This is a genomic window from Stenotrophomonas sp. YJH_SMC_73, from assembly GCF_059370155.1.
The window spans coordinates 253,614-272,712 of sequence record NZ_JCAFTJ010000004.1 but is presented as its reverse complement, the minus strand read 5'-3'; the positions used below and the strand labels follow the sequence as shown (position 1 = coordinate 272,712).

The 19,099-nt window shown below is 66.7% G+C and carries 20 protein-coding genes, 5 tRNA genes and 1 riboswitch; of the genes, 5 read left to right on the top strand and 20 right to left on the bottom strand.

Annotated elements, in window-relative coordinates; all coding sequences use genetic code 11:
* Window positions 1-303 precede the first annotated feature (303 nt).
* Window positions 304-507, bottom strand: coding sequence for a helix-turn-helix domain-containing protein (locus AC5P8R_RS08575; RefSeq protein ID WP_014646673.1), 204 nt, complete (start codon window positions 505-507; stop codon window positions 304-306).
* Window positions 508-618: 111 nt separating this feature from the next.
* Here AC5P8R_RS08575 and AC5P8R_RS08570 point away from each other — a divergent pair, with 111 nt between their 5' ends.
* Window positions 619-1,020 (top strand): helix-turn-helix domain-containing protein, encoded by a 402-nt coding sequence (locus tag AC5P8R_RS08570; protein WP_005415999.1) that lies wholly within the window; start codon window positions 619-621, stop codon window positions 1,018-1,020.
* Window positions 1,021-1,042: 22 nt separating this feature from the next.
* A riboswitch (Fluoride riboswitch) is annotated at window positions 1,043-1,106 on the top strand.
* 81 nt (window positions 1,107-1,187) lie between these two features.
* Window positions 1,188-1,580: a fluoride efflux transporter CrcB gene (gene crcB, locus AC5P8R_RS08565; RefSeq protein ID WP_014646672.1), complete on the top strand. Its 393-nt coding sequence runs from the start codon at window positions 1,188-1,190 to the stop codon at window positions 1,578-1,580.
* A 3-nt stretch (window positions 1,581-1,583) separates the two neighbouring features.
* On the opposite strand, the gene AC5P8R_RS08560 is transcribed toward crcB, so the two are convergent.
* Entirely contained in the window at window positions 1,584-2,417 is an 834-nt protein-coding gene (locus AC5P8R_RS08560; RefSeq protein ID WP_014646671.1) for an AraC family transcriptional regulator, read from the bottom strand.
* A gap of 141 nt (window positions 2,418-2,558) precedes the next feature.
* Window positions 2,559-3,077, bottom strand: coding sequence for a P-loop nucleotide/nucleoside kinase family protein (locus tag AC5P8R_RS08555; protein ID WP_495223253.1), 519 nt, complete (start codon window positions 3,075-3,077; stop codon window positions 2,559-2,561).
* Between the two features lie 260 nt (window positions 3,078-3,337).
* Here AC5P8R_RS08555 and AC5P8R_RS08550 point away from each other — a divergent pair, with 260 nt between their 5' ends.
* A complete protein-coding gene (locus tag AC5P8R_RS08550; RefSeq protein WP_014646669.1) occupies window positions 3,338-4,411 on the top strand; it encodes an alpha/beta hydrolase family protein in 1,074 nt (357 codons plus the stop codon).
* Window positions 4,412-4,587: 176 nt separating this feature from the next.
* Here the strand turns inward: AC5P8R_RS08550 and AC5P8R_RS08545 are convergent, their stop codons facing one another.
* The 5 genes from AC5P8R_RS08545 to AC5P8R_RS08525 all read right to left on the bottom strand — a co-directional run bounded on the left by AC5P8R_RS08545 (window position 4,588) and on the right by AC5P8R_RS08525 (window position 6,544).
* Window positions 4,588-4,857, bottom strand: coding sequence for a hypothetical protein (locus tag AC5P8R_RS08545; protein ID WP_032959304.1), 270 nt, complete (start codon window positions 4,855-4,857; stop codon window positions 4,588-4,590).
* A 217-nt stretch (window positions 4,858-5,074) separates the two neighbouring features.
* A complete protein-coding gene (locus tag AC5P8R_RS08540) occupies window positions 5,075-5,989 on the bottom strand; it encodes an ADP-ribosylglycohydrolase family protein (RefSeq protein WP_014646667.1) in 915 nt (304 codons plus the stop codon).
* A 121-nt stretch (window positions 5,990-6,110) separates the two neighbouring features.
* Window positions 6,111-6,184, bottom strand: a tRNA-Cys gene (locus AC5P8R_RS08535).
* Between the two features lie 66 nt (window positions 6,185-6,250).
* Window positions 6,251-6,326: transfer RNA gene (locus tag AC5P8R_RS08530), tRNA-Gly, on the bottom strand.
* Between the two features lie 142 nt (window positions 6,327-6,468).
* Window positions 6,469-6,544: transfer RNA gene (locus tag AC5P8R_RS08525), tRNA-Gly, on the bottom strand.
* 130 nt (window positions 6,545-6,674) lie between these two features.
* On the opposite strand from AC5P8R_RS08525, the gene AC5P8R_RS08520 reads away from it, so the two are divergent.
* Together AC5P8R_RS08520 and AC5P8R_RS08515 are read left to right on the top strand one after the other, a co-directional pair.
* The gene (locus AC5P8R_RS08520) at window positions 6,675-7,076 is read left to right on the top strand and encodes a hypothetical protein (protein WP_046429875.1); all 402 of its coding nucleotides are present in this window, start codon (window positions 6,675-6,677) and stop codon (window positions 7,074-7,076) included.
* Complete coding sequence (locus tag AC5P8R_RS08515) at window positions 7,069-7,518, top strand: hypothetical protein (protein WP_014646638.1); 450 nt, start codon at window positions 7,069-7,071, stop codon at window positions 7,516-7,518. Before AC5P8R_RS08520 ends, AC5P8R_RS08515 begins: the two co-directional genes overlap by 8 nt.
* 2 nt (window positions 7,519-7,520) lie before the next feature.
* Here the strand turns inward: AC5P8R_RS08515 and AC5P8R_RS08510 are convergent, their stop codons facing one another.
* The 12 genes from AC5P8R_RS08510 to kdsB form a co-directional block, all read right to left on the bottom strand.
* The gene (locus tag AC5P8R_RS08510) at window positions 7,521-8,435 is read right to left on the bottom strand and encodes an HlyD family secretion protein (RefSeq protein WP_014646637.1); all 915 of its coding nucleotides are present in this window, start codon (window positions 8,433-8,435) and stop codon (window positions 7,521-7,523) included.
* Entirely contained in the window at window positions 8,432-9,160 is a 729-nt protein-coding gene (locus AC5P8R_RS08505) for an ABC transporter ATP-binding protein (RefSeq protein ID WP_032959314.1), read from the bottom strand. Before AC5P8R_RS08505 ends, AC5P8R_RS08510 begins: the two co-directional genes overlap by 4 nt.
* A gap of 10 nt (window positions 9,161-9,170) precedes the next feature.
* Window positions 9,171-10,310: an ABC transporter permease gene (locus AC5P8R_RS08500; RefSeq protein WP_032959316.1), complete on the bottom strand. Its 1,140-nt coding sequence runs from the start codon at window positions 10,308-10,310 to the stop codon at window positions 9,171-9,173.
* On the bottom strand, window positions 10,307-11,770 hold the full coding sequence (locus AC5P8R_RS08495) for an efflux transporter outer membrane subunit (RefSeq protein ID WP_032959318.1): 1,464 nt from the start codon (window positions 11,768-11,770) through the stop codon (window positions 10,307-10,309). The genes AC5P8R_RS08500 and AC5P8R_RS08495 overlap by 4 nt, the downstream gene beginning before the upstream one ends.
* Window positions 11,771-12,137: 367 nt before the next feature.
* Window positions 12,138-12,213, bottom strand: a tRNA-Gly gene (locus AC5P8R_RS08490).
* A 114-nt stretch (window positions 12,214-12,327) separates the two neighbouring features.
* Window positions 12,328-13,434 (bottom strand): NAD(P)/FAD-dependent oxidoreductase, encoded by a 1,107-nt coding sequence (locus tag AC5P8R_RS08485; protein WP_197621237.1) that lies wholly within the window; start codon window positions 13,432-13,434, stop codon window positions 12,328-12,330.
* A 139-nt stretch (window positions 13,435-13,573) separates the two neighbouring features.
* Window positions 13,574-13,649: transfer RNA gene (locus AC5P8R_RS08480), tRNA-Gly, on the bottom strand.
* Window positions 13,650-13,898: 249 nt separating this feature from the next.
* Window positions 13,899-14,525, bottom strand: coding sequence for a CDP-diacylglycerol--glycerol-3-phosphate 3-phosphatidyltransferase (gene pgsA, locus AC5P8R_RS08475; RefSeq protein ID WP_012510614.1), 627 nt, complete (start codon window positions 14,523-14,525; stop codon window positions 13,899-13,901).
* An 18-nt stretch (window positions 14,526-14,543) separates the two neighbouring features.
* Window positions 14,544-16,388: an excinuclease ABC subunit UvrC gene (gene uvrC / locus AC5P8R_RS08470; protein WP_495223252.1), complete on the bottom strand. Its 1,845-nt coding sequence runs from the start codon at window positions 16,386-16,388 to the stop codon at window positions 14,544-14,546.
* A complete protein-coding gene (locus tag AC5P8R_RS08465) occupies window positions 16,385-17,797 on the bottom strand; it encodes a hypothetical protein (protein ID WP_197621239.1) in 1,413 nt (470 codons plus the stop codon). The genes uvrC and AC5P8R_RS08465 overlap by 4 nt, the downstream gene beginning before the upstream one ends.
* Window positions 17,794-18,282 carry a low molecular weight protein-tyrosine-phosphatase gene (locus tag AC5P8R_RS08460; protein ID WP_014646609.1) on the bottom strand — a complete coding sequence of 163 codons (489 nt, stop codon included), beginning with the start codon at window positions 18,280-18,282 and terminating at the stop codon, window positions 17,794-17,796. The genes AC5P8R_RS08465 and AC5P8R_RS08460 overlap by 4 nt, the downstream gene beginning before the upstream one ends.
* Complete coding sequence (gene kdsB / locus AC5P8R_RS08455) at window positions 18,279-19,052, bottom strand: 3-deoxy-manno-octulosonate cytidylyltransferase (RefSeq protein ID WP_111205958.1); 774 nt, start codon at window positions 19,050-19,052, stop codon at window positions 18,279-18,281. The genes AC5P8R_RS08460 and kdsB overlap by 4 nt, the downstream gene beginning before the upstream one ends.
* Window positions 19,053-19,099: the final 47 nt, after the last annotated feature.

The window sequence follows — 19,099 nt, the reverse complement described above, 5'->3', positions numbered from 1 at the left end:
CTACTGAAAGACTCCCGGGCTTCACGCCCGGTTGATGCCAATTAGTCATAGATTTCACGACAGGTCAATTACATGCAGCGACTTTCGTGATCGAAATTATTAATCGTTCACGAAACCACATACGGGATGACAGGCTTCCCGGATGGGCCGGAGCCGACAACCTACCCGATTCATCCAGCCTCTGCCCTGGTAGGCCTCATCGATAGCCCGACCCTGTTCCATCAAAGTTTCCTATGTTGCTAAGCATACTTAGCAAATGGCACTTAGAGTGCTATATGCGACAAAAGGCGGCGCAGTTGAGGCTTATTCGCCCTGCGTGGCTTCAGTTGCCGGGAACAGGTTGGGATAGCGCTGATGCAGGATGTATTGGCGTAACGCAGGAATCGGGAAATCCTTGGGCCATTGCGACACTGCAGATCGGCTTATGCCAAAGAAGCGCGCCAGTTCGGCATCGGTGCGGAAACCCAGCCGGGTGCGCACCTGCCCCTTGCTCCAGAATTCGGTCACGGTCGGTCCTTCTGTTAACCAGACTTATTCTTGGAACAAGGGATCTTTGCGATCCACGCGTTAAGCTGGCTTGCATAGATGAATACTCTCGGCCAACGACTCGCCATTGCCATGAAGAAAGCCGGGCACCCTCGCCCGGCCGATCTGGCCCGCGCCGCCGATTCGACGACGGCAACCATCAGCAACTGGCTCAACGACCACGTCAGCCCCGCCCATGTGAAGGCCGAACAGCTGTTCCGCATCGCCGATGCGGCCAAGCTGGACGCGCGTGAACTGCTGTATGGCGTGAGCGGGCTTGGCGTCGGTGAGCGGGGCAATACCTATATCCCCAGCCAGGCCCACCTGGATGTCTGGCAGGACGCCTACGAACTGGTCAGCCATCTGGTGGAAGAGAAGGGCCTGGAGATCGACCACCGCCGCCACGCGGCCCTGGACCTGCTGGCCTTCGAACTGCTGATGGACGGCTTCAGCCGCAGCAAGGTCATCCGGGTGCTGACGACCTCGATGACGTGAATGCACTACCGCTGGTAGCATGGTCGCCGATGGGGATGGGGCTCCCCCGATAACCGCCTGAAAGGGCTGATGGCTCCTGCCAGGACGAACCGGCGTTCGTCGATGGCGGGCCGTGCCTGCCCTCGGCGTTCGCCATCGAATCAGCGAACCCGTACCCGAGGCACGTGATGCACGCATTGAACAACTACTTGCTGGTCTTCATCGGCGGCGGGCTCGGCGCCTGCCTTCGCCATGCCTGCAACCTGATCGGTACGCGGGTGGCAGTCGGCAGCCCGTGGCCATGGTCGACCTTCCTGATCAACATCAGCGGCGCGCTGCTGATGGGCGTGCTGGTCGAAGCCTTCGCCCTGCGCAATGGCGCCTCGCCGCAGCTGCGCCTGCTGCTGGCCACCGGCGTTCTCGGCGGCTACACCACGTTCTCCACCTATGCGCTGGAAATCGGCGTGCTGCTGCAGCGCGGCCAGCACGGCCTGGCAGCGTTGTACGCCGGCGGTTCGGTGGCACTGGGCCTGGTCGGCCTGTTCGGTGGCATGAAACTGGCCCGGCTGGTGCTGGGCTGAAGCTCAGGCCGCGCCGGCGCGGGCCTGCCCACGCCACTCGCGCGGCGACTGCCCGGTGTGCGCCTTGAATGCGCGCGACAGCGCGGCTTCGCTGCCGTACCCCACATCGTCGGCAATCCGCTTGAGCGGTCTGCCCTGGCGCAGTGCCTGCTGCGCCAGGCCCACCCGCCAGCCCTGCAGGTATTGACCGGGCGTGGTGCCCATCGCCTCACGGAAACTGGCAGCAAACACGCTGCGTGACATGCCGGCGACCTCGGCCAGGTCTTCCAGGGTCCAGGACTGTGCGGGCGCTTCATGCATCGCCACCAGCGCCAGCCGCAGCCGCGGGTGACCCAGCCCGGCAAACAGGCCACCACGCATTTCGCCACCTTCCATCAGCTGGCGCAGCACCTGGATCATCACCACCTCGAACAGCCGGTTGACCATCGCCGCACGCCCGCAGCGCTGCTCGAAGGCTTCCTCGAACAGCAGTTCCAGCGCTGCGTTGCCGCCGTACAGATCGGCCAGCGGCAGGCAGATGAAATCGGGCAATGCGGCGCTGATCGGGTTGAGCCGTCCACCCTCGAAATGCAGGTTGGCGCAGGCCATGTCGGCGCCGTGCTGCGGATCGGTACTGAACCGATGCGGCATCGGCCGCGGGTACAGCAGCAGGCTCGGCACCTCGACCTGCACGGTCTGCTGGCCGTGGCTGACCTGCAGCGGGCCACGTCGCACCAGGTGCAACTGCCCGGCTTCATCCTCGCCCTCCAGCGTGTTGATGCCGCACAGCGCGCCGGCATGGAACACCGAGGCGGTGACCGAAAAACGTTCCAGCAGAATGGCGAGACGGTCGACCATGACGGGACTCCGGGTCAAGCGAGACTAACGCAATGTGACAGATCGTATCGGAATCGGCGGTTGAGGGGGCGGCACTGGCTGAGTGATCCGGCTCGAATTCATGCAGCTGCGCAAGCATGACGACGGCCGCCTGGTGCTGCGCTACGCCGGGCCTGCCTCGGTATAGCGCATCACCACGAAGCGCTCTTCCGCGGCCGGTGCAACGAAGTGGCGGGTGATCCGTTCGAACTCCTCGTCGCTGGCCCGGAACGGATGTTCGCCGAGAGCATTGCGCGCGCGCAGCCGCGCCTTGCAGACCTCATCGGCAATGTCGAGGAAATGCAGTTGATGTGCAGCGCCAACCGGCGAGAACACTTCACGTGCCCACGCGCGGCTGGCTGGCGTATTGAATGGAAAATCGAGCACCACCGAAACACCGGCCTGCAGCAATGTGCGCAGATGATCGGCCAGCACATTGCGCAACGTGGCTGCACGCTGCAGATAGTCGGCAATGGAATGGATTTCGCCCGGATACAGCGCCGCCAGCCACGTGTTTTCGCTGATCAATACGTGGCGCGGCTTCAACGCCAGCTGCTGCGACAGGGTGGATTTGCCGGCACCGATCTTGCCGCACACCAGGTGCAGCGTCGGCGCAGCGTCGTTCGATGAAAGGTCGTGCATCTGCATTCTCCTTGGTGGATTCATTACCCGGGAGAGCGCTGCATGCAACCCGCCTTCCCGGGCAGGTTGCTTGGCCGAGATGACCGCGCGCTACCCCGCCTTCCCGTGGGGAATGCGGATAATCGACGCGATGCTGTGCAGGGCCATGCCGCCAGCGTAGAGCGCGGCACCGCCGACCGGCAATGCCCTGCGGCACTGCAGCGCGCGCAAGGTTGTGCAGGGATCTATGCTCGGCGCCATTCCCGCATGGAATGACCCCGATGCGACCCTTGTTTCGATGTGCGCTTGCCCTCTGCCTGCTGCCTTGGATGGCATCGCTGGCTGCACCACCGCCGGCACCGCGCACGCTCAGCGGCGAGCTGCAGGGCGCACCGTGGCGGCTGGATGTTCCGGCCAGCTGGAACGGCGATCTGGTGATGCTGGCCCATGGCTACGAACCGGTCGGCATGCCACGCACCGCACCCATGTCGGCCAATGACAGCACCGCGCCACTGCTGGCAGCAGGTTACGCCGTCGCGCAGAGCGCCTATGCCAGCCAGGGCTGGGCGGTGGCCGATGCGATCACCGATACGGAACGCCTGCGCCAGCAGGCAGTGGGTGAACTCAAGCATGTCCGTCACACCTGGATGCTCGGATTCTCGATGGGCGGCGCCGTGACCATCGGCAGCCTCGAGCGCTTCCCGCAGCACTACGCAGGTGGCGTGTCGCTGTGCGGCGCCAATCTCGGTGGCGAACAGATCGCGACCGATCTGCTGACCACGCTGGTCGCATTCGATTACTTCTTCCCCAAGGCCGATGGGCTGCCGGCCGCCGGCCTGGTAGCGCGCGAAGCCGCCGCGCTGCCACAGGGCGAGTTGTACCAGGGCATCGCCAATGCCCTGCAACGTGATCCGTCGCACGCCGCAGTGCTGGCGCGGCAGCTGCAGGTGTCCCCTGATGCACTGGCCGGCGCCATCAGCCTGCACGCACTGGTGCTGCACGAACTGGCCACGCGCAGCGGCGGCATGCCGGTCGGCAACCTGGGGGTGGTGTACAGCGGATTCGGTGACGACGCCGCATTCAATGCCGGCGTTCAGCGCATCGATCCCGTGCCTGCGGCACAGGCGCATGTCCGCGACGCGCTGGCAATGACCGGCGCACTGAAGCGACCGCTGGTGATCCAGTTCAACCACAACGACCCGACCATCGTGCCGCACATGCAGACGGTGTATCCGCAATTGGCCGCACGGGCTGGCGCACGCCCGCTGCCACGCGTGTTGCCGCCAGTGGGCGAAGGACACTGTGGTTTTTCTGGGGCACAGGTGGTCGACGCCTTGAAGGCCGTGCAACGCTGAGTCCGTCGCGTGCCGCAACGCATCACCACCGTGCCGGAAGGGGGCTGCTCGGGTGGCGTGTGTCGTTCAGCCGCCAAGGCCTCGGCCTGACCGGCATGGTGCTGCACGATGCACGCCGCCCGATCGGCATGCAGGGCCAGGCGCTGACCGTGCGAGCGCAACCATGACGGGCCCAGTCAGCCGCCCAGCGTGCCCATCGTGAAGGTGTAGCCCGAGCTCATCAGGAATTCGCGCATGCGCATTTCCGCGCGCCGCGGTGAGGCCAGGCTGGCCGGCGCATACAGCGCATACACCAGGCCCGATCCCTCGATATGCTCGCGGCGGACCTCGCAGCGGGCGGTTTCCGAGGCAATCACCCATCCGTCCTTCAGCCGCTCCGGCCCGATGGATTGCCCGTTCTTCAAGCGAAAGGTCAGCCAACGCACATCTGCCATGACTTTGCTCATTTCCGTTTCGCTCCGTGGCTGAAGCGACGCGTGATGTCCTTGCTCGCCATTGCGGCTCCCTGAGACGTGGAACCCGACCATAGCGCCTTTCCATGTCGTGGGTGGCTGAGACTGGCGGCCGCGGCATGCGAGCTGCCGCACGGGTTCCCTCGCGGCGTCGGAAATGGCGACGGCAGGGAGCGTCCTGCCGGCGCAGTTCACAGGCAGGGAACCCGACTCACGCAGCGCGGTCGCTGCCCTGGTTCAAGGCGTGCAGCGCATCGGCCAGCGCCTGGATTTCGGCACGCAGGGCCAGCCGCTGCAACCACCGCCCGGGGATTCCGCGCGCACCATGGAATGCGCCCGCCAGCTGCCCCGCGATGGCGGCCGTGGTGTCGGCGTCCTCGCCAAGATTGGCCGCCTCGAGTACGACGGCTTCAAAGGTGTCGTGGCGATCAAAGCACCAGAGTGCAGCTTCGACACTGTCGACAACATAGCCATTGCCACGGATCTGCTCACGCGCGGCACCGCGGTAGCCGCCCGCCGCGATCTGCTGCAGCCGCGCGCTCTCAACGGGGACATTGCTGAGATCCAGCACCGCGTCACGGGTGCCACCTGCCAACGCCCGCTCCAGCGCGACCGCCAGCAAGCGGCACGCCTCCAGGCACTCCTGCGCAGCGTGCGTCGTTCGCGAACTCAGCTCGGCCATTGCCTGCAGGTCGGGGGTCCCGGCGTAGCGCAATGCCACCGGCGCCAAACGCATGATCGAGCCATTGCCAGCGCTGCGTGGATCGTCACTACCCGCCAGCGGATGGCCATCCTGCAGGAACCGGTCGATCGCAGCCCGCGTTGCCATACCGATATCGAAGCACTCGCCGGTCGCACTCCAGTACCCATGCCGGTACCAGTTGGCGTAGCGGTTCATCTGATCGTGCACATCGAAGGTGTCACAACGCACCAGGCTCTCGGCCAGGCACATCGCCATGGAGGTATCGTCGGTCCATTGCCCCGGCTGCAGCTGGAACGGCCCACCACCCACCATGTCGGTGATCGGGGTGAAGCTGCCACGAGGCTTGAACTCCAGCGTGGTACCGACGGCATCGCCGCACGCGAGGCCGAGCAAGGCGCCGCGGAAGTGATCAATCTGGTTCATCAGACCAGTGTAGCGCCACCGGATCCGCCATGACTGGCCGCCAGGCCGCGCAACGATCGCGCAAGCGGGAACGCAATCGTAGCCAACAAAAAAGCCCTGACCGGAGTCAGGGCTTTTCAATTGGAGGCCTCAAGCGGAATCGAACCGCTGTAAACGGATTTGCAATCCGGTGCATAGCCACTCTGCCATGAGGCCAACGTACCGCGCGCCAGGAACGGAACCCTGACAAGACAAAACCCCATGATGGGGCCTGTCGGAACATGGAGCGGGAAACGAGACTCGAACTCGCGACCTCAACCTTGGCAAGGTTGCGCTCTACCAACTGAGCTATTCCCGCGTAAGCCGACATGCTACCGGAAATCCGGAAAACACACCAGCGATTTCACCTTTCTGACTGCGCGCAAAGCCTTGCGGCTCAACGTGCCCCGCCTTGCCGTGGCGGGAGAAAAACAAGGCCCCTGCCGGGGCCCTGTAGAACCTGGAGCGGGAAACGAGACTCGAACTCGCGACCTCAACCTTGGCAAGGTTGCGCTCTACCAACTGAGCTATTCCCGCAGATTCCGTTCGACCTGCGTCGAAGGAGCGCTATTGTGTCCAAATTCCTTCACGCCGTCAACAGTCTTCACATCATGCGGTCACGGGCGTCCGCAGTGGGGTACGCTGCCCCGCCCAGCCCCATGCGACCATGTTCCTTCGCGGCAAACCCTTGTTGATCGCCCTGCTGCTGCATCTGCTGGTGGCGCTGCTGTACTGGGCACTGATTCCGCTGGGAATGAACTGGTATCGCGACCATTTCGGCTTCACCGCCCATCGCGACATCGGCCTGGGCATCGCCCAGTTCCATCTGTTCTGGATGTTCATTGGCGCCCAACTGCTGATCGCAGTGTTGCGGCCATTGTTCGCCAAGCTGCTGGTGCTGGCGGCGCCGCTGGCGTTCGCCAGCTGGACGCTGATGCACGACCATCCGCTGCGCCTGGTGTACTTCACCGTTGGACCTGGCCTGCTGGCACTGGCCGCAATCGCCGCAAGCCTACGCTATTCGTCGCGGGCAACCTCCCGCTACACCACGGACACCACCGATGCCTAGACGTTACATCCGCCTGTTCTGGCTGCTGGTCGCGCTGACCTGGCTGGCGCTGATCGCCGCACTGGTCAATGCCGGCTTCACTCCGGACTACTGGCTGCTGCACCACCTGGAAGGCGCCGAACTGCCCTACCCGACCAGCACCGTCATCGTCTTCGCGTTGCTGGGCACGGTCGAACTGGTGGTAGCCGCCTTGATCGTGCGGCCGTGGAGACTGAAACGCCTGTGGCTGCGCCTGCTGATCGCCTTCGCCCTTCTGCTGCTGTGGTCGGTGCCGTGGATGCTGTCGGCGATGCATCAGCCGCCGGTACAAGGCATGCATCTGCTGTGGCTGCTGCTGTTGGACGTGGGCCTGCTGCTGGCGCTGTGCATGGTGTCGGCGGTGAGCGCGTGGCGGGCGTTCAGGCGTCGAGGGCGCGCGGATGCGCCCCCGTTGCAGCACTAGGCCTACTTCCGGAACTCCACCCGCACATGCTGGCCGAAGCGCGCCTTGGCCTCGCCATCGAACTCCAGCACGCACTCCACCACCTTGGCCACGCCACGCCCCGCGTCTTCAGGCAGGCGAGCCTGCGCGAACACCGGGCTGATGCGTACCACGCGTGCGGGCGGCAGCGTGCTGGCGTTCTCGGCACCATCGCTGTCTGGCACCACGGTGGCCCTCATGCCCACCTGCACGGCATCGGCGTAGGCCGCGCTGAGTTCGGCACGTACCTGCAGCGGGCGCGCCGGCAGCAGTGATATCGCCGGCTTGCCGGCCTGCACGAAGGCGCCGAGGCCCGGCACCTGGCCGACCACGGTGCCGGCTTCCGGCGCGCTCAGCGACATCTGCTGCAGTTTCAGCCTGGCGTGTTCCAGCTTGTGCTGGGCCATGTCGACCTGCGCACCGGCCACGTCGACATCGGCGCGTACACCAGCCAGCTGCTGCTTGGCCGCATCGGCCTGCTGGTTGGACGACACGCCTTCGCTCGCACCCGTGGACAGGCGGGTGGCATTGCGCTCCAGTTCGCGCAGCTGCGCCTGGCTGCCCTTCAGGCGGTCATTGGCAAGTGCGAGATCAGCGGTGGCCATTGCCACTTCCTGCTGCAGCAGCGCACCGTCCAGCGACAGCAGAAGCTGCCCCTTCTTCACCGTGGCGCCCTCCTTCACCAGCGCGGCGGTGATCGAACCATCCACCGGCGGCGCCAGCGCGATCAGGCCACCCTCGACATCGATGATGCCGCGCGCCACCGCAACCTTGCCGGCGGTGGCAGTGCTGGCTTTACCTGCAGGTGCCTGGGCGGGCGCGTCCCTGGAACAGGCGCAAAGCAGCAGTGCCGCGGACAGTACCAGGCTGAGGGGAAGCAGGTGCGACGTCTTGGTCATGGGGCGGACTCTACGGTTTCGTTCTGGCGGCGGTCATCACGGACCATGCCGTCTTCCATGGCGATCACCCGATCGGCATGCCGGATCAGGCGCGGATCGTGGCTCACGCACAGCACGGTGGCGCCATGCGCACGTGCGTAGCGATGCAGGATGTCGATCACGCGCTGGCCGTTCTCGGCGTCCAGCGCGCTGGTGGGTTCGTCGGCGAAGATCAGCGTCGGCGACTTGGCGAAGGCGCGGGCAACGGCCACACGCTGCTTCTCGCCGCCGGACAGCTGCGCCGGACGCATGTGGCTGCGGTGGCTGAGGCCCACTTCTTCCAGCGCCTTGCGGGCCAGCGGTTCGCTTTCGCGATTGCGCATGCCACGGTAGCCCAGCGGCAACTGCACCTGCTCCAGCGCAGTCAACGCCGGGAACAGGTTGAAGCCCTGGAACACGAAGCCGACATGGTGCAGGCGGAAGCGCTCCACCTCGCCGCGGGTCATGTGGCCCACGTCCTGGCCCAGCGCGTGCACGCGACCGCCATCCGGCGCGGACAGGCCGGACAGCAGCGACAGCAGCGTGCTCTTGCCGCACCCCGAAGGGCCCGAGACCAGGGTCAACTCGCCCGGATAGATGTCCAGCGACAGGCCGCGCAGCACCGGCACCTGTACATCGCCGGACATGAAGCCTTTTTCCAGTGCGTCGGCCTGCAACGTGGGAGCGACGGCATGTTTGGAGGTCATCGGCCGGTCCTCAACGCAGCAGCAACGATGGATCGGAGCGGACCACACTGCGTACCGCCATGATGCTCGACAGCATGGCCATCACCGCGACCAGCGCCACGCAGCCGATGATGACCATCGGCGTCAGCTGCACCGGCACGCGCTGGGACTGTGCGATCAACAGCACGACGGTACTGAACGCCGCCGCCAGCAACATGCCCACGCCACCGATCAGCAATGCCTGCTCGAATACCACCCGTGCCAGCGCGTAGCGACCTGCGCCGAGCGCGTTGAGCGTGGCGTACTCGCGCACCGAACCAGCCACCACCGAGGCGAACGACTGGTTGGTGATCACCGCGCCGACGAAGCAGACGATGACCGCCATGAACAGCACCGCGATGCCGGCGCCGGTGTCGAACAACCAGTACTGCTGCGAACGGCTGGCGAACGCCGGCGCGGTCCAGAACTCGACCGGCGTGGCCTGGCCCATCGACGCAGCGAGGCGGTCGCGCACGCGGTCGGCCAAGTCCGGCGAGCGCAGGCCCGCCACGAAATAGGTGCTGCCCTCGTGCGGATCGGTACCGGCGATGGCACGCGCGGTATCCAGCGAGGCCAGCACGTTGACGCCACCGAGGCCACGCAGGCCCGGTTGCGCGGCGACCACACGCACCGCCTTGCCATTGATCCATGCACGGTTGCTCTGCAGGTCCACGCCGAGCGTATCCAGGTCGGCGCTGTCGACGATCACCGCCCCCGGCTCGCGCAGCTGCGCGCGCAGGTCGGCAGGCAGGATGCGCGCGAACATCATTGCGTCATCGCCGGTGGAGATGCCGGACAGGTACACCGACACGTTGCCGGTACCCTGCGCACCCGAGCGCCATTCGCCATCGACCCACTCGTAGGGTTCGACGCGGGTGACATCCGGGTCCATGCGCAGGTGGCTTTCGACGTCGGCGCTGATCGCATGGCCGTAGTTGACGCTCTGGGTGCCGGGGAAGCCGGCCCAGATGTCGGCCGAGGACGCTTTCACGTAGATCGCAGCGGTACCGAAGATGCCCAGCACCAGTGCCGCCTGCACGATCAACAGCACACCGGCGAAGCACATCGCCAGCACCACCGGCAGGAACCGGCGCCACTCATAAGCCAGGGTCTTGCGGGCCAGCGCGATCATTGCGATTCGCCCTCACCCTCGACAGGCAACGGAGCACCACCGAGGGCGCGGTAGAGCGACGCAAAGGCCAGCACGCGCGCACCCTGTGCACCGATCAGGTCGGCCTGCGCGGCGAGTGCCGCACGCTGCCCGTCAAGCCCATCGAATTCGCTGGACAGCCCCAACTGCACCTGCCGCGCCTGCCGCTTGACCTGTTGCCCGGCGGCATCATCGGCCGCGCGCAGCGACTGGATGCTGCTGTCCTGGCGCGCCAGGCTGCCGAGCGCGCCTTCCACTTCGCTCACGCCTTCCAGCACCGCCTTGCGGTAACCCAGCAAGGCGGCATCCAGCTGCTTTTCATCGGCATGGAAGCGTGCGCGGCGCTGGCCCCAGTCCCACAGCGGAATATCGATGTACGGGCCGATGGACGGGCTCGAATCGGAATTGGAGCGGGCGTTCTGGGTGAGGTTGTAGGCGTACAGGATGGAGCCACCGAGGCTGACACGCGGATACATCGCGGCGCGTGCCGAACCCTTGCTGGCAGCAGCCTGCATCACCTCCGATTCGGCCAGCAGGATCTGCGGCCGATGGCGCAGCAGATCGGCCGGGACCTGCTGCAGCGAGAACGCACCCAGCGTCGGCGGCGTGCGATAGGCACGCCAGGCCGGGTCCGGGCCATCGCGTCCCAGCAGCAAAGCCAACGCACGGGCAGCGTTGTCCGCGTTTTCCCGTGCCTGTGCCGTGGCCGCGCGGGTGGCGGCCTGACGTGCACGCAGGCGATCAAGTTCGCCGGGCTCATCAAGGCGCAGGCGCTGGCGTACCAGGGCCAACTGTTCGCCGCGATCGTCCACCGCCTGCTGGCGGGCCAACAGGTCCTGCTGGGCCTGCGCCACGGTCAGATCCAGATAGCTGCGCACCACGTCGGCGATCACCGCGACCTGCGCGGCACCACGCAGCGCCTCGGCGTTGCCGGCCGACGCCTGCGCGCTCAACTGCGCGCTCTCGGCGGCGCCGAACAGGCCCAGGTCCCAGATCGCTTCGATACCCGCGTGGAAGTAGGTGTCGACCGCAGCGGCATCCTGCACCTGCTTGGCGCTGGCCGTGATTTCCGGCAGGAAGCGCGAATCGGACGTGCCGGCGACAATCCGCACGGCCTGCAGGCGCAGCGTGGCCTGCTGCAGGTCGAGGTTGCCGGCGATGGCCTGATCGACCAGTCCATCCAGCGCTGGGTCGGACAACACTTTCCACCACTGTTTGGCGTCCACCGCCACGCCTTGGCCCTGCGGCACCTGGGTCCAGGTGCTGGGCGTGCGATCAGGCAGATCCGGAACCGGCACCGACATGCAGCCCGCCAATGCGAGACTTGCGAGCAGCGCGCCGGGTCGCAGCACTGCCTGCAGGGAGAGTCCGCGCCCCGTCCTGGGCACTGCCACTGAAGTGATACGCCTGACCACCAGCCCGCCAACGTGTAGAAGGAGCATGAAGGCTACCGTGCGATTGTGGAGCGAACATGGAGAAATGGTCCGAAAAAGGTCACAGCACGCGTGCGGTTCAGGCAACGCCGGCGCAGGCCTTTCGCCAGCCTTTCAGTGCCTGCAGCAGGCGGAACACTGGTGCGGATTCCAGGTCATTGCGTCTGTTGCAGCCCCTCGTGCCAGGTGCTTCCGATCGTCCCCACGATCGCTGCGCCCCCCGTCATGCCGATTGCGACACCAATGTCGGAATCGCCCCCAGCTGCAGACTTACCACGCCCACCATGAAAATGTCGTGGCCCGCCTGTAGCGACCCGCCTGGCCAACGTCATGACAAACGAAAAACGCCCCCTTGCGGGAGCGTTTTTCTTGAATCTGGAGCGGGAAACGAGACTCGAACTCGCGACCTCAACCTTGGCAAGGTTGCGCTCTACCAACTGAGCTATTCCCGCAGATTCCGTTCGACCTGCGTCGAAGGAGCGCTATTGTGTCGATATTGCTGCACGGCGTCAACAGGAATTTTCACCGGCATTGCGGGAGGCGTTCAGGCCCTCAGGACCGACACCTCAGGTTCGCAGGCCACGGCGGTGGAAGTAGACCTGCTCGGCGATGCGCCGCGTGGCCCCCGTGTGCAGCAGTGCGTTGAGCGGCCAGTCGGCCTGCAGATGGTCCATCGCCCAGCGCAGCAGGCGCTTGCCATGGAATGCCGGCGCCACCTGCCGCGCCACCCGTTCCGCTTCCGGCCCTTGCCCACGCAGATGGCGGGAAATCGCCTCGCCGACCGCCCAGCCGTGCCGCCACGAGGAGTGGATGCCGCCGGCGGACAGCGGCGAGACGATGCCTGCCGCGTCGCCGGTCAGGATCACGCGTTGGCCGGTGAAGGGCCCATCCGGCCGGCCGCACGGGACCAAGCCGGCGCGGGTGGCCGAGGGACGCGCCGAAGGCGGAATGCCGACCACATCGCGCACATGCTCAAGGAAACCATCGATATCTGGCGGCCGCACCCGGTCCGGATCATGGCGCACTGCCAACCCGACCTGCAGCCCGGTCGGATTCTGCGCGACCCAGCCGATGTAGCCCGGTGCGTGGCGCTTGCTGACGAAGCAATGCAGTGCATCGCCCTGCGACACCTGCAGGCCGGCGAACTCACGCTCGACGCCGTAGAGGTTGTCACGCACCTGGCCAAGCCCGGTGCGTTGTGCCACGCGTGAGCGTGCGCCGTCAGCGCCAACCAGATAGGCGCATCGCCCTGCCCCATCCACCTGCCAGCTGTCACCACTGCGATGGGCGTCGGTGAAGGACTGCTGCAGGCGCAGGTCGACGCCGTTCGCATGCAGCTCGCTGGCCAGCCAGCGCATCAGGTTCGGCGTATCGGTGGTGAGGAAGTAATAGCCCGGTGCGGCCAGCAACACGCTGCGAAGGTTCGGCGCATACAGGCGCACGTTTGCGACCCGGTCCACCAGATGTTCGGGCATGCGCCCCAGCCAGGTCTCCTCCATCGCTTCTTTCACCACGATACCGGTGGTGTGCAGGCGCTCGCCGGGGTCGACCTTGCGTTCCAGCACGCAGACGCGCAGACCGTACTGCGCGGCGGCCAAGGCGCAGGCGGCACCGGCGAAACTGGCGCCGACGATGACCACATCGTGGTCGTAAGCAGAGGATTGATGAGGCATCGCGGCATCGCCGGGCTGGAACGGAGATACAGCTTCGCGAGCACGCGTGGTGAGGCGATGGGGTGGCGGTGAAGCAGGGATGAAGTGCCCTGCACACAAACGAAAAAACGCTCCCTTCCGGGAGCGTTCTTCTTGAATCTGGAGCGGGAAACGAGACTCGAACTCGCGACCTCAACCTTGGCAAGGTTGCGCTCTACCAACTGAGCTATTCCCGCTTGGGAGGCGAAATTCTACCTGTTCCAAGGATGGCGTCAAGCGGTTTTTCCGGGGCCTGCGAGGCGCCTTGCACCGCGTATCCATGCATGGCGTGGATCTACCACGGCATCCCCGCAAACTGATGGATCCGCACCATCCGTGGACGCAGCATTTCCAGTAGGTCCACGCCATGCGGGGATAGGCGCATCGATGGGGTCAGAGCCCTTTCCTTCGGAAAGGGATCCGACCCCGGGGCTCAGACCCCGGGCTCAGTTGCCCAGCTTCTTCTGCCGCGCACGCTCGCGCGCAGCGCGCTCATCGTCGCGCAGGCTCGGCCAGGCGGCGTGCAGGTACTGCAGGCCCGACCACAGGGTCAGCACGGCGGCAATGGCCAGGGTCCAGTCGCCGATATGGAACACCGGCCAGCCCATCCAGATGTCTTCCACCGGCACGTTCGGGGCCACCGAATACAGCAGGCACAACAGCGCGACCATCTGCGCGGTGGTCTTGACCTTGCCGATCATCGCCACGCGCACCTTCGCGCGCTGGCCCAGCTCGGCCATCCATTCGCGCAGCGCCGACACCGCGATCTCGCGGCCGACGATGACCGCCGCCCAGAACGCCATCCACGGCGTCGGATGACCCTGCACGATCAGGAACAGCGCCACCGCCACCATCAGCTTGTCCGCGACCGGGTCGAGGAAGGCGCCAAAGGCCGACTCCAGCTGGTAACGGCGTGCGATCCAGCCATCGAGCCAGTCGGTGATCGCGGCCAGGCCGAAGATCGCCGCCGAAGCGAAGTTGGTCCAGGTGTAGGGCAGGTAGAACACCAGCACCAGCACCGGGATCATCACGATCCGCAACAACGTCAGCCAGGTGGGCAGGGTCAACTTCATGCTTGCGTGCTTCTCTCTCTACTCGGCCGCATCAGGCGTGGCCAACCCGTGCAGGTTAGCGTAGATACGTGCCGCGAGGGCGTCATTGATGCCTTCCACCTTGGCGATCTCGGCTTCGCCAGCGGCTTTCAGGCCCACCAGGCCGCCGAAATGCTTGAGCAGGCTGGCGCGGCGGCGCGGCCCGATGCCGGGGATATCCTCCAGCTTGCTGGTCATCCGCGCCTTCTGGCGGCGCCCCCTGTGGCCGGTGATGGCGAAGCGATGCGCCTCGTCGCGCACCTGCTGGATGAACTGCAGCGCCGGGCTGGCCGCGCCCGGGCGCAGCTCGCGGCCATCGGGCATCACCAGCGCTTCGTGGCCGGCACGGCGCTCCACGCCCTTGGCCACGCCCACCAGCAGCACGCCTTCCACGCCCAGATCGGCCAGTGCGGCCTGGGCCTGCGACAGCTGGCCGGCGCCACCGTCGATCAGCAGCACGTCCGGCAGCACGCCCTGCTCTTCCACTGCGCGGCGGAAACGGCGGTCGATGGCCTGGCGCATGGCGGCGTAGTCGTCGCCCGGCTCGATGCCGCTGATGTTGAAGCGGCGGTACTGCGCGCGCACCGGGCCGGCGGCGTCGAACACCACGCACGAGGCTACGGTGGCCTCGCCCAGGGTGTGGCTGATATCAAAGCACTCGACACGCTTGACCGGCTCGGCCAGGCCCAGCATCTCGCGCAGCGCATCGCTGCGCGCGTGCTGCGCATTGCGGCTGTTGAGTTCGGTGGCCAGGGTCAGCTGCGCGTTGCGGCTGGCCAGTTCCACATAGCCGGCGCGCTCGCCGCGCACGTTCCACTTCAGCTGCACCTTGCGCTCGGCCGAGGCCGACAGCGCGGCGACAAGGAGGTCGGCGTCGGGAATCTCGCGGTCCAGCAGGATCTCGCGCGGCGGCTCGAATTCGATGTAGTACTGCGAGACGAAGGCGGCAAGCACCTCTTCCGGGCTTTCCTCGCCATTGGTGCGCGGGAAGAACGGGCGGGTGCCGAGGTTGCGACCATCACGGAAGGCCAGCAGCAGCACGCAGGCCTGCGAGCCCTGCATGGCCACGGCCAGCACATCGAGGTCCGCGGCGCGGCCATCCACGTACTGGCGGGTCTGCATGCTGCGCAGCGAGGAGATCAGGTCGCGCAGGCGCGCGGCCTGCTCGAACTCCAGCGCCTCGCTGGCGGCCTGCATCTGCTCGCCCAGTTCGCGGGTCAGCTCGTCACTCTTGCCTTCCAGGAACAGGGCGGCGCGGCGCACCGACTCGGCGTACTCCGGCGCCGGGACCAGCTCCACGCACGGCGCGCTGCAACGCCCGATCTGGTATTGCAGGCACGGTCGCGAACGGTTGCGGAACACGCTGTCCTCGCAGCTGCGCAGCTTGAACAGCTTGTGCATCAGGTTCAGCGTCTCGCGCACGGCGGTGACGCCGGGATACGGCCCGAAGTAGTGCCCAGGAATGGCACGCGGACCACGATGCAGCGCGATGCGTGGCCAGTCCTCGCGGGTCAGCAGCACATGCGGATAGGTCTTGTCATCGCGCAGTGAGACGTTGTAGCGCGGCGACAGCGACTTGATCAACTGGTTTTCCAGCAGCAACGCCTCGGCTTCCGAGCGCGTCACGGTCACGTCCATGCGCGTGATCTGCGAGATCATCGACATGATCCTCGCGTTCTTCGGGCTGCCGTTGAAATAGCTGCCGACACGGTTGCGCAGCGCGCGCGCCTTGCCCACGTACAGCAGGGTGTCGTCGGCGGCGTACATGCGGTACACGCCAGGGGCGGTGCTGAGCTGGGCCGCGAAGGCCTTGCCGTCGAAGGCCGGGGCGGGAACGTCGGTCATTCGCTGATCGGGACTTCGCTGAGCACGCCGCTGTCGGGGTCGAATCGCAGCACGGCATGGGCGTCAGTCTCGGCGATCCACACCGCACCGGCGCCCACCGCCAATCCGGCCGGGCCATGCAGGCGGCGCGGCAGCGGCTGGGTGGTCAGTTCACCGCCGCCCAGGCGCAGCGTGCGCAGGCGACCGTTGCCGGTATCGGCAATCCACAGCAGCGGAGCGTCCGCGCTCAATGCGATCGCCTGCGGATACTGCAGGCTGGCCTGCGCACGCGGGCCGTCTTCGCTGCCGAAGCGCCAGGGCCCCTGCCCGACCAGCGTCTGCACCAGGTCGCCGCGCAGTTGCAGTGCACGGATCGAGGATCCCAAGGCGTCGGCGACGTACAACACCTGCTGCACAACGGCCAGCGCAGTCGGTTGGGCAAAGGCAGCCAGGTGGCCGCTGCCGTCACGCTCGTCGATGGAACCACTGCCGGCGCGCCATTGCAGGCTGCGCTGGCCCAGGTGGTAGCTCCAGATGCGGTTGTCGCCGGCCATCGCGATGTGCAGCTGGTTGTCGGCGATGGCCAGGCCGACAGGATGGTCCAGCGAGACCTGCCGCGCCTGCGCCACCGGACCTTCCATCGGCGCACCGGGACGTCCGTTGCCACACAGCGTGTCGACGATGCCGGTCAGCAGGTTGATGCGGCGCACCGCATGGTTGCCGGTGTCGGCGACGTACAGCAAATCGCGCTCCAGCACCAGCGCCTGCGGGCGGTGGAACGCCGCTTCGGCCAGGTTGCCGTCCATGAAATCGGCGGTACCGAGGCCGAACTGGCGCAGGATGCGGCCGCCATGGCTGCATTCGAGAATGCGGTGGTGGCCACTGTCGGCGATGTACAGGCGTTCGGTGCTGACCGCCAGGCCCAGCGGGAACCGCAGCGCCTGGCGTGGTTCCGGATGCAGTTCGCTGCCGCCGCGCGGCGGCGCCGAAGGCGCGCCCTGGCACAGCGTGTTCAGGGCGCGCTCCAGTTCACCGGGTGCTCCCTGCCCGACCAGCCGCTGCTGCTCGCGACCCTGCGCGTCCAGCAGCACCACGGTCGGCCAGGCGGTAACGCCGAAGCGGCGCCAGCCATCCCAATCGGCATCGAGCAGTACGGGCATGGCCAGACCCTGGCGGCGCAGCAGCTTCAGTGCGGCACTGGCGTCGCGCTCGAAATCGAAGCGCGGCACCTGCAGCACCAGCGGCTGCAGCTTGCCGGGGTGGCGCGACAGCCATTGGCCGAACTCGGCCAGGCGTTGCGCACTCCAGGCGGAGGCCGCATTGACGAACAGCAGCGCGACCGGCCGGCCGCGCAGCTCGGTCAGGGTGCAAGGGGTGGCATTGAGCCAGGTGGCGAACTCGGGCAGGTCCGGGACGGGCTGGACGTTCATGACCCGATTATGCCGGAGTCGGCGTCATGCAACAGTCGTGCCACCGCACGTTTTGCAGCATCGTCGACCAGCGACCAGACCTGTTCGAAATGATCGCTGCCGCCGGTGTAGGGGTCGGGGATGGCTACCCGCCCCTGAACGCCCGACCAGGGCAGGTACAACGCCAGCCGTTCACGCTGGGCCGCCGACGCCAGGCGCCCTGCATCACGCAGGTTGGCCTCGTCGGCACACAGGATCCAGTCGAAACGGTCGAAATCCACGGCCTGCAGCTGGCGTGCGCGCAGGCCGCCGATGTCCACGCCGTGCCCGGCCGCGCAGGCGATCGCGCGGCGGTCCGGCGGCTCGCCCACGTGCCAGTCGCCGGTGCCAGCCGAATCAACCTGCACCCGCCCGGCCAGCGGCGAGGCATCCAGGCGTGCGCGCAGCGCGCCTTCGGCCATCGGCGAACGGCAGATGTTGCCGAGGCAGACGACCAGCAGCCTCATCGCGGCGCCATCGCCTGCAGCAGCCCCTCGGCGCGCTCCAGGTCCTCGGGCGTGTCGATGCCCGGCGGGAACGGCTCGGGCGAGATCGCCACGCTGATCGGATAGCCCGCTTCCAGCACGCGCAGCTGCTCCAGCGATTCGACCTGCTCCAGCTGGCCCGGCGGCATCGCCGCGAACTGCTGCAGGAAGCCGGCGCGATAGCCGTAGATGCCGATGTGGCGCAACCAGTGGTGGCCGTCCGGCAGCGTGTCGCGGCTGCGTGCGAAGCCGTCGCGGTGCCAGGCGATCGGCGCGCGGCTGAAGTACATCGCCTCGTTGCGCACGTTGCGCACCAGCTTCACCACGTTCGGGTCGAACAGGGTGTGCGCGTCCTCGACGGTCGTGGCGAGAGTCGACATCGTCGCAGTGCCTGCGACCAGCGCATCGGCCACCGCACGGATACCGGCCGCCGGTGCGAACGGTTCGTCGCCCTGCAGGTTGACCACCACCGTGTCATCGGCCCAGCCGGCAATGCGTGCGCATTCGGCCAGGCGATCAGTGCCGGAGGCGTGCGCGGTCGCGGTCATCGCCACCTTCACTTCGGCCAGCCCGGACAGCGCATCGGCAATGCGCTGATCGTCGGTCGCTACCCAGACTTCACGGGCACCGGCCTGCAGCGCGCGGCGCGCCACATGCAGCACCAGCGGCTCGCCGCCCAGCGGGCGCAACGGCTTGCCCGGCAGCCGCGAGGCGGCATAGCGGGCCGGAATGGCGACGACGAATTCAGTCATGCAGGCGGTACTCGGCAGGCTCGTTACAACGGGAATGCGGGCAGCAG